Annotated in this window: 3 protein-coding genes; all 3 read left to right on the forward strand. The window is 73.2% G+C overall.

Going from position 1 to position 17,561, the window contains the following annotated elements:
• Entirely contained in the window at positions 1 to 13,803 is a 13,803-nt protein-coding gene (locus tag OHT51_RS40550) for an SDR family NAD(P)-dependent oxidoreductase (RefSeq protein WP_328883904.1), read from the forward strand.
• Between the two features lie 61 nt (positions 13,804 to 13,864).
• Positions 13,865 to 16,357, forward strand: a complete 2,493-nt coding sequence (locus OHT51_RS40555) for a thioester reductase domain-containing protein (RefSeq protein WP_328883905.1) — start codon at positions 13,865 to 13,867, stop codon at positions 16,355 to 16,357.
• Positions 16,354 to 17,493, forward strand: coding sequence for an alpha/beta fold hydrolase (locus tag OHT51_RS40560; RefSeq protein ID WP_328883906.1), 1,140 nt, complete (start codon positions 16,354 to 16,356; stop codon positions 17,491 to 17,493). The genes OHT51_RS40555 and OHT51_RS40560 overlap by 4 nt, the downstream gene beginning before the upstream one ends.
• The last annotated feature ends 68 nt before the right edge of the window (positions 17,494 to 17,561 follow it).

The raw sequence follows: 17,561 nt of genomic DNA on the forward strand, positions 1-17,561 counted from the left end.
ATGCCTGCGCACGAGTCCCCGAAGCAGTCCTTCGAGCCGTCCCTGACCACACCGGAGGGAGTGCGGGCCTGGCTGGAGTCGGCCGTCGCCGAGGCAGCCGGTCTCACCCCGCCGGCCGTCGACCCGGACCGCCCGCTCGCCGAATTCGGCCTGGGGTCAAGGCAGTTGGTGACGCTGGCCGCCGAGCTGTCCGCGCTGACGGGGCGGACCCTGGACCCGTCGCTGGTGTTCAACCACCCGACCGTCTCGGCGCTCGCCGACGCGGTGTTCGACGAGGGGCCCACGCAGGCGGTGACCGCGCCGTCCACCCGGACGGGAGCGGCCGGTCGGCCGGACGACGACATCGCCATCATCTCCATGGCCTGCCGCTTCCCGGGCGGCGCCGACGATCCCGAGGCCCTGTGGCGTCTGCTGGGCACGGGCGAGGACGCCATCACCGAGGTGCCGGCGGGCCGTTGGGACACCCAGGGGCTGCACGACCCCGACCCGGAGGCCACCGGCAAGGCGTACTCCCTGCGCGGCGGCTACCTCGCCGGCATCGACCGCTTCGACGCGCCCTTCTTCGGGATCTCGCCCCGCGAGGCCGCGGCCATGGACCCCCAGCAGCGGCTGCTCCTGCAGACCAGCTGGGAGGCGATCGAGCGCGCCGGGATCGTCCCGGACACGCTGAACGGCAGCTCCACGGGCGTCTACATCGGCCTGTACGACAGCGGCTACCTCGCCTCGGCCGCCCTGGACCAGCTCGACGGGCACGTCGGCACCGGCTCGGCGTCCAGCGTGGCGTCCGGTCGTATCGCCTACACGCTCGGCCTTCAGGGCCCGGCGGTCACCGTCGACACCGCCTGCTCGTCCTCCCTGGTCGCCCTGCACCTGGCGGCTCGGGCTCTGGCCGGCGGCGAGTGCGACCTCGCTCTGGCGGGCGGGGCGACGCTGCTGGTGACGCCGCGCGGGCACGTCGAGTTCAGCAGGCTGCGCGGACTGTCGCCGTCCGGGCAGTGCAGCCCGTTCTCCGCCGGCGCGGACGGTGTGGTGTGGGCCGAGGGCTGTGGTGTGGTTCTGCTCAAGAGGCTGGCTGACGCGCGCCGCGACGGCGACCGGATCCTCGCCGTCGTCAAGGGCTCGGCGATCAACCAGGACGGCCGCAGCCAGGGCCTCAGCGCGCCCAACGGCCCTGCTCAGGAACGGGTGTTGAGGGCCGCGCTCGACTCGGCCGGACTCCAGCCGCACGACCTGGACCACATCGAGGCGCACGGCACCGGCACTCCGTTGGGCGATCCCATCGAGGGTCGCGCCCTGGCCGCCGTCTTCGGCCCCGACCGCGCCGCCGACCGCCCCCTCGGCCTCGGCTCCCTGAAGTCCAACATCGGCCACACCCAGGCCGCCGCGGGCATCGCCGGTGTCATCAAGACCGTGCTGGCCCTGCACCACGAGCGGATACCGGCGTCCCTGCACGCCGGCACCCCGACCGAGCACATCGACTGGACGCACAGCGGTCTCCGCGTCCTCGGCGAGGCCCAGGCCTGGCCGCGGGACCCCCACCGCGTGCGACGCGCCGGTGTGAGCGCCTTCGGTATCAGCGGCACGAACGCCCATGTGGTGCTGGAGGAGGCGCCCGAGGACCAGCCGCAGCCCCAGCTGCCTGGAGATCTTCCCGGCACGACTCTCTTCCCGCTCTCCGCCCGCACCCTCCCCGCACTCCGGGGACAGGCCGGACGCCTTCTCGACACCCTCGATCAGCAGCCCGAGCCGCCGCTCCCTGCCATCGCCGCGACGCTGGCCCACCACCGCACCCACTTCGAGCACCGAGCCGTCCTCCAGGCGAGCGACCGCGACGAACTGCTCACCGCGCTACGAGCCCTCGCCGCCGACGGGCCCGACACCGAGCATTCGGTCGGGTCACAACAGACCGTCCCCGCAGGCAAGTTGGCGTTCGTGTTCCCTGGGCAGGGCTCCCAGTGGGCCGGCATGGCACGTGATCTCCTCGACCGGGACCCGGTGTTCGCCGACGAGCTGGACCGCTGCGACGCCGCATTGCGCCAGTTCACCGACTGGTCGGTGACGTCCGTCCTGCGCGGTGACGCGAGCGCCCCGGCCCTGGACCGTGTAGACGTCGTCCAGCCGGTGCTGTTCGCCGTGATGGTGTCCCTCGCCGCCGTGTGGCGCGCCCGTGGCATACGGCCGGACGCGGTCGTCGGGCACAGCCAGGGCGAGGTCGCCGCGGCCTGCGTCGCCGGGGCGCTCAGCCTCAACGACGCCGCGGCCGTGGTCGCCCTGCGCAGCCAGGCCCTGACCGAGTTGTCCGGCAGCGGCACGATGGCCGTCGTCGCCCTGCCGCACGCGCAGGTCGAGGCCCGCCTCGCCGACCACGGCGGCGAGATCAGTGTCGCCGCCGTCAACAGCAGCCGCTCCACCGTCATCGCCGGTGCCGTCGACGCCGTGGAGGCCCTGCTCGCCGACCTCGACCGGCAGCAGGTCTTCGTCCGCCGCCTCGACGTCGACTACGCCTCCCACAGCACCCAGGTCGAGCCGGTCCGCGCGACGATCCTCGACGAACTCGACGGCGTCACCACCTACCCCACGTCCGTCGCCTGGTACTCCACGGTCACGGCCGAACCGGTCACCGAGGAACTCGAAGCCGACTACTGGTACACCAACCTGCGCGAACCCGTCCGCTTCGCGCCCACCGTCGAGCGCATGGCCGCCGACGGCTACCGCTGCTTCGTCGAACTGAGCCCGCACCCCGCACTGCTCACCGCGCTGAGCACGATCGACGAGGACCTGGTCACGGTCGGATCGCTGCGCCGCGACGAGGACGGCCCCGCCTGCCTGGACCGCGCCGCCGCCGAACTCCACGTCCACGGCCGCCGACTCGACTGGCGCCGCCTCGTCCCGCACACCACCCCGGCGGATCTGCCGACGTACGCCTGGGACGCGCAGCGCCACTGGATCGAAGCCGCAGCCTCCGCGACCGCCCCCGGCCTCTTCGACCGCGCCGCACACCCGCTGCTCGGCATCCAGCTCCAGGCGGCGGACGAGACCCGCTGGACCTTCCGCAACGAGTGGACCCCGGCCACCGCGGACTGGCTCGCTGACCACGCCGTCTTCGGCCGCACCGTGGTCTCGGGCACGACCCTGCTGGAACTCTGCCGCGCCGCCCTAGCCGTGGCCCGCCCGGACACCCCCGCCGACGTCACCGACCTGCTCCTCCTCGCACCGCTCACCCTGCCCGGCACCGGCACGGTAGAGGTGTCCGTCGAGGTGATCACCGCCGGGACCGCGCCGGAGATCACGGTCCACAGCCGACCGCGCGGCCAGGAAGCCACGGACTGGACCCTGCACGCCACCGCGTCCGCCGCAGAGCCGGCCGCCGAGCCGACCGACGAGCCTCCGACCTGGCCCGAGACCGCCGAACAGGCCTGGACCGAGGACACCTACGAGCGAATGAACGGGCTGGGCCTCGGCTACGGCCCGGCCTTCCAGGGCGTACGAAGGGCCGCCGCGACCGGCGACGGGACCCTGATCGCCCACCTCTCGCTGCCGCCCGTGGCCCGTGACACGGCCGACCCCTACCCGCTGCACCCGGCGCTCCTGGACGCCGCCCTCCACGTCGCCGCTGCTCTCGACATCTCCGACCAGCGGGTCCTGCTGCCGGTCGCGATGGCCCGCTGCGTCCTGCCTCCCGTCGGCGCGACGGACCTGACCGCGTCCGTCCGCCGCACCGGCGCCTTGGGCACGGACCTCACGCTGGACGTCACCCTGTGGGACGCAGACGGCTTCCCCGCAGGCCGGCTGGAGGGCGTACGCCTTCGGGCCGTGAACCCGGCCGACGTGGCCGGCGCCTCGGAGAACGCCCGGCACCTGTACGAGGTGGCGTGGACGGCCGTACCGGAGCAGACGGCGGCCGTACCGGAGCGGTCGGGCGAGACGCCCGGCACCTCATGGACCGTATACGGCGACGAGTCGGACCCGGCCGTCGCGGCGGCCCTGCGCGACCTGCGCGCGGCCGGCGCCCAGGTCTCCGACGAGGGCGCCGACACCGTCGTACGATTCTGGCCCCGACCGGCGGCCGACATCGAACCGGCCGCCGTGGCACACGAGTTGGCGGCAACGGCCCTGGCGGAACTCCAGGCGTTGATCGCCCTCCCGCCCGGTGAGGCACCCACGCGTACCGTCTGGGTGACCCGCGGAGCGGTCGCGGCCGCCGACGGGGACGCCGTCCCCGAGCCCGCCCAGTCGGTGCTGTGGGGCCTGGCCCGAAGCGCCCGTACCGAGCACCCCGACCTCGGACTGATCCTGCTCGACGTGGACGACAGTGGCGAACCGCCTCTGCTCACCGCACTGGCCCCCGCCGATGAGCCGGAACTCGCCCTGCGGGAAGGCGAGTTGCTCGCACCGCGTCTGGTCCGTGCCCGTCCCGCGCCATCCGGCCCTCCCACCGCCGCGATTCCCGCCGACGGCACCGTGCTGATCACCGGAGGTCTCGGCGCGGTGGGCCGCAACATCGCCCGCGTCCTGGCCGAAAATGGCGTACCTCGCCTGCTGCTGACGTCCCGTCAAGGCACTGAAGATCCTCGCGCCGCCGAAGTCGCCGCCGAACTGGCCGCGTTCGGCGCCGAGGTCGCGGTCGCCGCGTGCGATGTCGCGGACGAGGCGGCCGTGGCGGACGTACTGGCGCGCTTCGGTGACCAGTCGCCGCTGCGTGGCGTCGCCCACTGCGCCGGAGTCCTCGCCGACGGCGTGGTCGCCGAACTGACCCCCGAACGCCTTGCCCACGTGCTGCGCCCCAAGGTCGACGGCGCCGCTCACCTGCACCGGCTCACCGCCGGCCACCCACTCGGCCTCTTCCTCCTGGTCTCCTCGGCCGCGGGAGTCGTGGGCAACGCGGGCCAGGCCAACTACGCCGCCGCCAACGTCTTCCTCGACCAGCTCGCCCACCACCGGCGCGCCCTGGGCCTGCCCGGCACCTCGGTCTCCTTCGGGGCCTGGGCCGGCGAGGGGCTCGCAGCCGAGCACGCCGACCTGGAACGGATGGCCCGACTCGGCCACCGCGCCATCACCCCCGAGCAGGGCCGCGAGCTGACCGAGCTGTCCCTGCGGCGCGACGCCTCGCACCTGGTCGCCTGGTCCCTGGACCTGCCCAGGCTGAGGTCCGCCGCGCCGACGGCAGCACTGTGGCGCTCCCTGCTCCCCGCACCCCGCTCGGCCCAGGGCGGCAGCCACACCCTGGCCGACCGGCTGGCCCGGCTCCCCGAGCCCGAACGGGCCGCCCGCGTCCTCGCCCTGGTCCGCGAGGAGGCCGCCCACGCGCTCGGCCTGCGCTCGGCGGAGTCCGTCCGTCCCGACCAGCCGCTCCGCGACCTCGGCATGGACTCGGTGACGGCGGTCGACCTGCGCAACCGCATCAGCACCCGCATCGGCAGCAAACTCCCCGCCACCCTCCTCTTCGACCACCCCACGCCCACCCGGCTGGCCGAGTACCTGCTGGCGGGCGCTCTCGCGACAACAGGCCGTACGAGCCAGAAGCCCGTGCCCGCGGCCTCGCCCGTGCTGTCTTCGGACGAGCCGGTCGCCCTCGTCGCCATGGCCTGCCGGGTGCCCGGCGGGGTGAGCGACCCGGACGGCCTGTGGCGCCTCGTCGCCGAGGGCCGGGACGCGGTCGGACCGTTCCCGGCGGGTCGGTGGGACGTCGAGTCGCTGTACGACCCCGACCCGGACGCGCCGGGCAAGTCGTACGCCCGGGAGGGCGGCTTCCTCGACGACATCGACTCCTTCGACGCCGGCTTCTTCGGCATCACCCCGAAGGAGGCGGCGGCCATGGACCCGCAGCAGCGGCTGCTGCTGGAGACCGCCTGGGAGTCACTGGAGCGCGCCGGAATCGTGCCCTCCGACCTCGCGGGCAGCACGACCGGCGTGTACGTCGGCATGTTCGGCAGCGACTACCTGTCCGGCACCCGCCTCGACCAACTGGACGGCTACGTCGGTACGGGCTCCGCGCTGAGCGTGGCCTCGGGCCGGCTCGCGTACACGCTCGGGCTCAACGGCCCAGCGCTGACGGTGGACACCGCGTGCTCGTCGTCGCTGGTGGCCGTCCATCTCGCGGCCCAGGCGCTGCGGGCGGGGGAGTGCGATCTGGCACTCGCCGGCGGCGTCACGCTGATGGTCACGCCGCAGACCTTCGTCGAGTTCAGCCGGCTGCGCGGCCTGTCGCCGACGGGCCGCTGCCGCTCGTTCTCCGATGGAGCCGACGGCGCCATCTGGGCCGAGGGCGCCGGCATGGTCGTGCTGAAACGACTGAGCGACGCCACGCGGGACGGCGACCGGATCCTGGCCGTGCTGCGCGGCACCGCCGTCAACCAGGACGGCCGCAGCCAGGGCCTGTCCGCTCCGAACGGGCCCGCGCAGGAGCAGGTGATCCGGCGCGCACTGGAGCAGTCCGGCCTCCGGCCCGACGACATCGACTATGTCGAGGCACACGGCACGGGCACGACCCTGGGCGACCCGATCGAGGCGAACGCCCTCGGGGAGGTCTTCGGCGCCACGCGCACCGACGAGCACCCGCTGTACCTGGGCTCGCTGAAGTCCAACATCGGGCACGCACAGGCGGCTTCGGGCGTGATCGGCCTGATCAAGGTCGTGCAGTCCCTGCACCACGAAACCCTCCCACGCACCCTCCACGCGGACACGCCCAGCCGCCACGTCGACTGGACGGACAGCGGCTTGCACCTGCTGCGGGACGAGGTGGCCTGGCCCGCGTCGGCTGCACGGGTACGGCGCGCGGGTGTCAGCGCCTTCGGGATCAGCGGCACCAACGCGCACGTGATCGTGGAGGAGGCCGTCCAGGCGCCGGTGCCGGACACTGTCGTCGAACTCCCCGCAGAACAGCGCCTGTTCGTTCTGTCCGGCCGCAGCGAGGAGGGCCTGCGGGGACAGGCCGCCGCCCTGACCCGGCACCTCGCCGCGGACACCGACGCCGCCGCACTGCCCGACCTCGCCCATACCCTGGCCCGCCACCGCACCCACTTCGAGCGGCGCACCGCAGTCCTGGCCGAGGACCGGAACGAACTGCGTTCCGTGCTGGACGAGTTGGCCGCAGGGCGGATCACGCTGCCGCCGTTCCGGGAGGAGCAGACGGGCAAGGTCGCCTTCGTCTACTCCGGACACGGCGGTCAATGGCCCGGCATGGGCCTGGACCTGATGACCCAGTCGGAGCCGTTCCGTGAGGAGCTGACCCGGATCGACGAGGCGGTCCAGCGGCACGTCGGCTGGTCGGTGCTCAACGCGCTGCGTGCGCCGGAGGAGTTCACCCCCCTGGAGCGGACCGAGTATCTGCAGCCGACGCTGTTCGCGGTGAACGCGGCACTGACGGCCGCCTGGCGCTCGCTCGGCATCACCGCGGACGCCGTGGTCGGGCACAGCCTGGGCGAGATAGCCGCCGCCCACAGCGCGGGCGCCCTCACCCTGGACGACGCCGTGGCCGTCGTGACCGGACGCGCCCAGGCGGTCGTACCGGTCGCGGGCAAGGGCGGCATGCTGTCCCTGGATCTGCCGCGCCCGCGCGTCGAGGAACTCCTCGCGCCGTACGCCGGCCGGCTGTTCGTGGCCGCCGTCAACAGCCCGCACTCCACGGCCGTCTCCGGCGACAGCGCAGCGCTGGCCGAGCTGAGCCGGAGCCTCGGCGAGCAGGGGATCGAGGCACGGTCGCTGTCGACCCCGTTCGCCTCGCACACCCCGCTGATGGCCCCGCTCCGCGAGGACCTGCTCGACCACTGGTCCGGCATCCGGGGCACCGGCACCGCCATCCCGCTGTACTCGACGGTGCTGGCGGAACCTGTGCCCGGAGACCGACTGGACCCTGCCTACTGGTACGCCAACCTCAGCGAGCCCGTCCGCTTCGCGGACACGATCACCCGCATGCTGGACGACGGCTACCGCTACTTCGTCGAGCTGAGCCCGCACCCCTCGCTCGGCTCGTCCATCGAAGCGGTGGCGGCGGACGCCGGAATCGACGTGGTGAGCGTCGGCTCGCTGCGCCGCCAGCGGGGCGGACGGGACGTACTGCTGCGCAGGCTGGGGGAGTTGTACACGGGCGGCCACACGCCCGACTGGTCGGCACTGTTCCCCGAGGGCCGACGCGTCGACCTGCCCACGTACGCCTTCGCCCGCGAACGCCACTGGCTCGCGCCCGCCCCGGCCTCCGCGACCGGTGCCTCGCCGCTCCTGGGCACACATGTCGAGGCCAGCGACGAAGCCGACCGGCACCTCTTCCAGAGCGAGGTGGACCTGCGTGACAGCCGCTTCGCCTATCTGACCGACCACCGGGTCACCGGCGAGGTCTGGCTGCCCGGCGCCGCCTTCCTCGACATGGCGCTGGAGGCCGCGTCCGCCGTGCAGGACGGCGACGACGTACGGCTCGCCGACGTCAGGTTCCTCCAGGCGCTGTGCCTCGACGAGTCCGGGCCGACCAGGCTGCAACTGGTCCTGCGGCCCGCCGGCGACGGCTTCCGGGACTTCACCATCGCCTCGGCGCCCGTTACCGGCGCCGGACAGGGGCGCTGGGAACGCCACGTTGCCGGACGTATCGCCATCACGCCGGGCACGCCTGCGGAGCCCATCGCCGAGCCCGCTGCCGCAGCAGGCGAACCACTCGCCGCGCTGCGCAAGCAATGCACCGAGCCGGTCGATCTGCCCGCCGTCTACGGCGCCCTCTCCGCCCTCGGCATCGACTACGGCCCCGCCTTCCGAGGCCTGGAGTCGGGCCACCGAGCCCCATCCACCGCCCTCGCGCGACTCACCGACAAGCCCGCCGCCGGTCATCTCCTCCACCCGGCCGTCCTCGACGCCGCCTTCCACACGGCCGCGCTGCCCGGCGACGCGCCCCAGGGACGGGCGTTCATCCCGGCCGGGGTCGGCAGGCTCCGCCACACCGGACTCCGCTCCACCCCCGCGTGGGTGACCTGCGAACTGCGCTCCGTGTCCGGCGACACCGCGACGCTCGACCTTCGGCTGTACGACGACAAGGACCAACTCCTCCTGGAGGCAGAGCAGTTCGAGCTGGCCGCGCTCTCGCCCCTGGACGGCGCGCTGTTCGAGACCAGCTGGCAGGCCCGCCCGATCGCCAACGAGGCCCCTTCGCAGGGGAGGTGGCTGATCCTGGCCGACGAGTCGGGCGTGGCAGCCGGACTCGTCGAGCGGCTGGGCACCTCAGTGCCGTACGTGGTCGCCCGCAGGGGCGAGGAGTTCGCAGCCGAAGGACCCGGCCGCTACGTCCTCGACCCGGCCGACCCACAGCACCTGGGCCGCCTCCTCGACGAGGCCTTCGCGAGCGAACCACCCGAGCGCGTCGTCCAGTTGACCGCACTCGACGCTCCCGCGATCGAGGACGCCCGTACGGCCGAGGAGGCGGCGCGGCTGTGCTGCCTGAGTACCCTCCACGTGGTGCGCATGTTCACCGAGCGGACGCAGGGAACGGCGCCCCGGCTCTTCGTCGTGGCGCGCGGCAGCCAAGCAGCCGGTGACAGTACGCAGGTGACACAGCCTCAACAGGCCCTCGCCTGGGGCTTCGGCCTCGCGGTGGCGCAGGAGCACCCGGAGCTGAGGACCACCCTCGTCGATCTCCCTGCGACGGATGGCGTCGACGCCCTGTTGACCCAGCTGCGGCACGCCGACGACGAACGGCTCGTCGCGCTGCGCGAGGCCGGACGTCTGGTGCCCCGCCTGACCCGCACCCGCCCGGACGACGCCGGGCACGGCGCAAGCACCCCGGACGGCGTGTATCTGATCACCGGTGGACTGGGCGGTCTCGGGCGTGTCGTCGCCGAACGCCTGGTCCGTCGCGGCGCCCGCCGGCTGGCCCTCATGAGCCGGAGCGCGCCTGCCGCGGAGGCCATGGGCTGGATCCAGGGACTCGAAGAGCGGGGCGTGACCGTGCACCTGGCCCGCGCGGACGTCGCCGACCGAGATGGACTGACCGCCGCCCTGGACGCCGTACGACACGCACTCGGCCCGATCACCGGGGTCGTGCACGCGGCCGGCGTCCTGGACGACGCCACCATCGCCAACCTGACCGAAGAGCGCGTCCTGCGCGTCCTCGGCCCCAAGGTCCTGGGCACCGCCCTGCTCACCGAACTGACCCCGGACGCCACGGACTTCGTGCTGTTCGCGTCGGCGGCCGGACTGCTCGGCTCGGCCGGGCAGAGCCCGTACTCGGCGGCGAACGCCTTCCTGGACGCCTGGGCGCACCACCTCTCCCGCACGGACCGCCGTGCGCTGAGCCTGGACTGGGGCGCCTGGTCCGGGGTGGGCATGGTGTCCGAGTCCGGCATCCGCGAGGCGGAGACGGGCCGCTCGGGCCTGGTCGCCTTCTCGGCACAGGACGGCGGCGAGCTCTTCGAGCGCGTGCTGGGCACCGCCCGTCGCCAGCTCGCCCCCATGGCCCTGGACTGGGAGATGCTGTCCCTGGACCCGGATGCGGCCCGCACCCGCCCCATCCTGGCCGACCTGGTCACCGTCCCCACGGGTACGCCCGGCACGGACGACCTGGTCAAGAAGGTGTTCGCAGCGAAGACCGAGGCCGAGCGGGCCGTACGTCTGGAGGCATACGTACGCGCCAGGGTCGGCGAGGTGGCCGGCGGCGCGGTCCAGGTCTCGGCCACCACGGCTCTGAAGGAGCTCGGCCTCGACTCCCTCATGCTCGTGCGGCTGCGCAACGCCTTCGCCCGAGAACTCGGCGTCGAACTCCCCGCCGCCACCGTCTTCTCGGCCGCCGACATGCGCGGCCTCGCCCAGGCCCTGAGCACGGCGCTGCCCGAACGGCGGACCACGGCACAGGTCGACGAGCCGCAGCACACCACCGAGGTACCGGCGACGGAGCTGCACCCGGCGACCCGCGACGTCGTACGACTGCTGCGCAGCGCCCAGTCCGGCATGCCGGACGCGGCCCACGCCGTCGGCCTCGCCGTACGCCTCACCACGCCGACCACCCCCGAGACACTGACCGCCATCCTCGGCCGCCTCACCGCACGGCACGCGGCCCTGCGCACCGCCGTCGTCACCGCGGCCGAGGGAGGGCGCGAGCTGCGGGTGCACCGCGAACTGCCGGAACCGCTGCTGCGGTGGACCGTCGTACCGGACGACGTCCCCTTCGACGCCGCCGACCGCCTCCGCGAGCTCCTTGAACCGCCGTTCGACCTGGAAGCCGCGCCGCTGTGGCGCTTCGAGCTGCTGGACGGCGGCGAGCGCGGCCGGCTGCTCGCGTACGGCGCTCACCACGCCGTCAGCGATCTGCAGTCGCTGCTGCTGGTGGCGAGCGAGATCGACGCCGAGCTGTCCGGCAATGTGCTCGGCGACACCGTCACCAACCGCGATGTCGCCTTGCTGATCGAGGCCCAGCAGACCGGTGAGCAAGTCGACGGGCGGGGCGACGGAAAGACCGGCGGCCGAGACGACGGCCGGGCCGAAGCCGCCGCATGGCGCAAGGCCTTCCAGGGCAGCGCACGCCTCGACCTCACTCTCAGCCGGCCGCGCCCCGAGACCCGCTCGTACCGCGCCGGCAGCGTCACCGTGCCCATCCCCGACGGTCTCATGGACCGCCTCTCGGCCGCCGCGAGCCGACTGGCTGTGACGCCGGCCGCCTTCTGCCTCGGCACCCTGACCGTCCTGCTGGCCAGGAAGCGCGAACTCGAACGCTTCGTCCTCGCCGTGCCCGTCGACACCCGCATCCACGCCGACGCCTATGACGCCTTGGGCTTCTTCGGCGTGCCGGTGCCCTTCCCCGCCGAGGCGAACCCGGGGGAGCGCATCGAGGAGGTGCTGCGCCGCACCGACGGGCGGCTGCAGCGGGTCCTGGCCAAGGGGGCGATGTTCTCCGACGTACTGCCGGTGCTCGCCCAGCAGGGCCTGTACCGGGCGAACGCCCCGCTGGTGGAGGTGTACTTCAACTACGTACGCGCCGCAGGCGGGTTGAGCGGCCTGGAGGTACTGCCGGCGGGTACGGGCTACTCCGACCTCGACCTCATGATCACCATGACGCCGGACGCGGGCCGGATCCGCCTCGACCACAACCTCGACATCCTCGACGCGGCGACAGTCGCAGAGCTGGGGGAGGCGCTGGTGCGTCTGCTCGCGGAGACGGCGCAGGACGCGACGGGGCCGGTCCGCACGACGCCGAAGGTGGAGAGGGGCACGGCTGCCGTCGAAGAGCCGCCCACGACGCCGGCCCACACCCTCGCCCTCGCCGGCACCTTCGCCCTCGGCAATCTGCCCCTGATGTGCGAGACGGCCGTCAACGAGTCGGTACGGGACGGCGGCGGGACGACGGTCGCGGAAGCCCCGTACCACCACGTGCTGGCGAGCCTGCGCGACCCGTCCGGCGTGTTCGCCGACCCGGCCACCACAGCGGGTGTCGTACTGCTGCGGGCGACGGACCTGCAACGCTTCGGCACCGTCGACGACGCCCTGCTGGCCGAACTGCGCACCGCCTACCCGGCCGCCCTGCGCACGGTGGCCGAGCGCACCCGCAAGCCGCTGATCGTCGGCGTCCTGCCCGCCGCACAGGGGGAGGACCGCTTCGGGCACTGGGAAGCGGAAATCGCCGCCGAGTTGGCGGAGGTGCCGGGCATCGCCCTGCTCGGCCCCGACGACTGGACCCGCCACCACCCCGTCGAGGAACGCTTCGACGAGCGCACCGAACGGCTGGCCCACCTCCCGTTCACCCCGCAGTTCCAGGCAGCCGTGGCCCTCCGCCTCGCCGAGGTCGTACGCGCGGTCCGGCGCCGGGCGCCGAAGGTGATCGCGGTCGACGGCGACGAGACGCTGTGGGGTGGCGTGGCCGGAGAGATCGGCCCGGACGCCGTGGACCTGACCGGGCCGCGAGCCCTGCTGGCGCGCCGGTTGCTGCAGTGGCGCGCGGCAGGCGCGCTGCTCGTGCTGGTCAGCAACAACGACGAGGACACGGTCCGCGCGGTACTGGACCGTCCGGACAGTCCGTTGAAGGCCGAGCACTTCAGCGTGCTCTCCGCGGCCTGGGGCCCGAAGCCGACCCGCCTGGCGGACGTCGCGCAGACGCTCAACCTCGGCCTGGACAGCTTCCTGTTCCTCGACGACAACCCGGCCGAGATCGCCAAGATGCGCTCGGCTCTGCCGCAGGTGCTGTCGGTGACCTGCCCCTCGGTCGTCGAACTCCCGGAGTTCTTGCGCCGGTTGTGGCCGCTGGTACCCGCCGCGGCGACGGCCGAGGACGCACTGCGGGCGCGGTTCTACGAGCAGGAGCGGGAGCGGGACGCCGTCCGCGAGCAAGCGAGCTTCGAGGAGTTCCTGGACCAACTGGAACTGGAGGTCGACATCCGGGCCCTGGCCGACGCCGACGTCCAGCGGGCGGAGCAACTCGTGGCCCGCACCAACCAGTTCACCCTCCGTGCCCGCTCCACGGACGGCGGCGACGTCGCTCGGTGGCGCGAACGCGGCGAGGTGTGGACGGCTGCGGCGCGTGACAGGTTCGGTGACTACGGTCAGATCGGCCTGCTCGCCGTGCACTGCCAGGGCGACCAACTGGACGTCATGGCCTGGCTGATGAGCTGCCGCGCGCTGGGCCGGGGCGTCGAGGAGCGGCTGCTGCAATGGCTCGCGGACCGCGCCGAGGAACTGGACTGCGCCAAGGTCCGCCTCACAGCGGAACGCACGCCGCGCAACACCCCGGCCCGCCGTCTGCTGTCGGCACTGGGGGGCGGCGACCAGGACGACGACCGACTGGAGACCGTGGTCACGCCGGAGCAGCTGCGGGCGTTCCGCTCGTGGCGGCGGCAGTGACGGCCGGCGACGAGCCGGTCAGTACCGATCAAGGGGCAGGGCAACACCGTGAAGGGCTCTCATGCGTGAGGTGAACGAGAACGTGTCGGCAGCCGCCGAACAGCGGGCGACCGAGGAGGAGATGGAGCGGGGCGGACTCGGACTGTCCGTGACCGACCTGCTGGCCAGGGTCGCGGCAGCGGCCGCGCCGCCCACGCAGCCGGAGGCCGAAGGACCTTCAACTCCGCAGCAGACGGCCGTGATCAGCGCGGGTGCGCCGTCCGGCACCGACACCGACAGCCCCGCGCCGCCTGACGTGGACACCCTCGCGGCCGCCGTCGCAGCCGTGGCCGGCCGTTACGTCCCCGCAGGGCAGCTGTCACCCGACGCCGACTTCTTCGACGCCGGGGGCACCTCCGTGAACGCCGTGGAGCTCGTCGCCGCGCTGGAGGACGAGCTGGGCATGGAGATCGACCTGGACGAGGTGTTCGCCGACGCCCGCCCGATCAACCTGGCCAGGCGAGGGCTCGGGAGCAGCACCGGGGTTGCGGCTGCCGTACCGGAAACGGCCGTAACGGAAGCCGCCGCACCGGAGGCCGACGTACGGGAAGCGACTGCACTGGAGCCGGCCGCACCTGCGCCGGTCCGCACGGTTCAGCGCCCGCCAGCCGCCGCCCCCCTCCCGGCAATCACCGCCCCGCCCCCGCCCGCGGCCCTGGCGCGCCCCACCCCCTCGGACGCCACCGCCCGCCCCGAGGACCTCAACCAGATCCTCGCCGACCTGGCCCTTGCCGACCGCCTCCCCTTCACCGCCTCGCCCGACCCCCTCCCGCCCCGCCGCATCCTGCTGACCGGCGCCACCGGCTTCCTCGGCAGCCATATGCTCCTGGACCTGCTGCGCCACAGTGACGCCCACGTCTACTGCCTGGTCCGGGCCGCCGACGAGGAGGCGGCCACCTCCCGGCTCGGCGACGCTCTCAAGAGCTACTCGCTGCCCTGGTCGTCGGAAGTCCGCCGCCGCATCACCGTGCTCCCCGGCGACATGCGCGACCCCCACCTGGGCCTGTCCGACGACCTCTGGAACACCCTCGCCCAGGAGCTGGACAGCGTCGTCGGCGTCGCGGCCGCCGTGGACTTCCTGCGCGGGTACCAGTCCCTGCGCAGCAGCAACGTCCTCGGCGCCCTCACTCTGGCCGAACTCGCCGCGACCGGGCGTCCCAAGCCCCTGCACCACATCTCCTCCATCGCCGTCTTCAACGAGGTCGGCATCCCCTCCATGGGCGAGGACGACCCGTTCGCGCACATCGACCGCCTGATCGCCGGCTACGACCAGACCAAGTGGGCCGCCGAGGTCGCCCTGCGCCGGGCCCGCGACCACGGCCTGGTCGTCACCGCCCTGCGCCCGGGCGGAATCGGCGGCCACAGCAAGACCGGCGCCTACAACCCCCAGGACCTCAGCAGCGGGCTCATCTCGGCCTTCGGCCGGTTCCGCACCGTCCCCGCCTTCCGCTACCTCAACGCCGCGCCGGTCGACTGGGTCAGCCGCGTCGCGGTCGCCGCCATCTGCGAACCCGACGCCTGGGGCTTCGACTACAACCTCACCGGCGTCCCCAACACCCTCGACGACGTCGTCCAGGACATGGCGCTCGGCGGCATGCACGTCCGCGTCCAGGACTGGGACGAGTGGCGCACCGACGCCCTGGCCCGCCTCCGGGCCGACCCGGTCCCCGAACTGGCCTTCCTCACCCGCGTGTTGCAGAGCCCCACCGCCCTGAAACTGTGCGAGGCGACCCTGAAGGGACCCGCCGCCATCGCCGACCGCACCACGGCACTGGTCGAAGCACTCGGTCTCCAGCCGGCCGCCCGCTACGACGCCCGCGCCCAGCTGAAGACGTTCGAACGCCTCGCCGGCGACGGGCTGGCCCGCCTCCCGCACAAGGACGACCAGCCCTACCTCTGGTTCGACGAGACGACCGAGGGCAGCGTCGGCCCCGTCGGTGCCGCGCCCGACACCCCCTGCTCGATGGCCCTCACCCTCTCCATCGCGAGCATGCACCAGCTGGTGACGGACCGCCGTGTCGACGTCCGCGGCCAGGTCACCTGCCCGGCCGTGCACCCCGAGCCGCTCACCGTGGCACGCGGCGACATCTGGATCCGCCCCGAGGAAGGCATCCCGCACCGCCACGGCCTTCGCCACCAACTCCTGCGCTACCGCATGGAGTTGACGGACGTCGACGGTGGCCGCTGGTGGCTGGAGGGCCACAAGTACGCCCGCGCCCGCCGTGACGTCTGGCGCCAGACCCGGGCCCTGACCGTGGAGCTCGGCCGCGAGGGCGAAGCGGCGAGCCTGGCCGGCGAGGTCGTCGTCCCCGCCGACTCCTACGTACGCGACCAGATCGACGGCATCAAGGTCGACCCGCGCCTGACCAGCCAGGAGAAACGCGCCGCCAAGCTGACCTGGCTCGCCTGGTTCGGCCTGGAGATGGGCCGCGGCCTGCTCGGGCCCTTCGCCCGCGCCGCCGCGGACCTGCTCGACCTGCGCCGCACCCAGACCCCCACGGAGCACCACCGATGATCTTCCGGACGACGAATCCCAGGACCGCCAGGCCGGCCTTGCGCAAGGTCAGGACCACCACGACCCTGCGCCCCCTCCAGCACCGCCTCGACCCGGCCAGGATCGAGGAGATCCCGTTCCACACCAGCGACGGGGTACGCCTCGGCCTGACCCGCATCGCCACCGGCGACCGGGGCCGTCCCGCCGTGCTGCTCCTGCACGGACACACCGCCTCGGCCGACATGTTCCTGCTGCCCGAGACCCGCAACCTGGTCGACGTCCTGCTGGACGAGGGCTACGAGCCCTGGCTGCTCGACTGGCGAGGCAGCTGCCGCCTCCCGTACAACGAGACGGGCCGCCGCTACACCTACGACGACGTCGCCCTCTACGACATCCCCGAGGCCGTCCGCCACATCCGCACCCGCGTCGGCGACCGCCCCCTGTTCGCCGTCGCCCACTGCATCGGCTCCCTCACCCTTTCCCTGAGCATGACGGCGGGCCTGGTCCCCGGGCTTGCCGGCGTGGTGTCCCAGGGCGTGTTCCTCACGCCGAAGCTCGCGGGCCGCACCTCCCTGCGCATGACGCTGGCCGGGGAGCTGCTGAAGTCCCGTATCGACCACATCCCCGTCGACTTCCGCAAGGTCGGCCTGAGGTCGAAGTACACCCCGCTGTTCGCCCTCGCCTCCCGCAAGGCGACCTGTCCGGACCCCACCTGCCAGATCCTGCACAACTCGGCCTGGGGCACCGGCGCCTCCCTGTTCGTGCACGAGCACCTCACCGACACGACCCACGACCGTCTCGCGGACCTCCTCGGCCCCGCCCCGCTGTGGATCCTGCCGCACCTGCGCCGCATCGAACTGGCCCGCACCGTCGTCCGCTGGCACGACACCGACCAGCGCTACCGGGCCCTCCCGCAGAACGCCCTGGACGCGGCGGCCCGCATCGACACCCCCGTCCTGCTCCTGGCGGGCAGCGAGAACGGCCTGTGGCTCGACTCCCAGGAGCTGTGCCGCGACGTCCTCGCCCGTCGCCGGCCGCAACTGGACGTGACGTACACCGAGATCCCCGGCTACGGCCACCTGGACACGTTCCTCGGCAGGGGAGCGGCCCTCGATGTGTTCGGGCACATCCTCGATTTCCTGGACGAACGGCGGTGACGGCGGCCTACGACGCCGGTTAACGTACCGATCAGTAACCAGATCCTTTCCGCCGTATCCCAGGAGGC

The sequence above is a fragment of the Streptomyces sp. NBC_00299 genome (assembly GCF_036173045.1).
GTDB classification, from domain to species: domain Bacteria; phylum Actinomycetota; class Actinomycetes; order Streptomycetales; family Streptomycetaceae; genus Streptomyces; species Streptomyces machairae.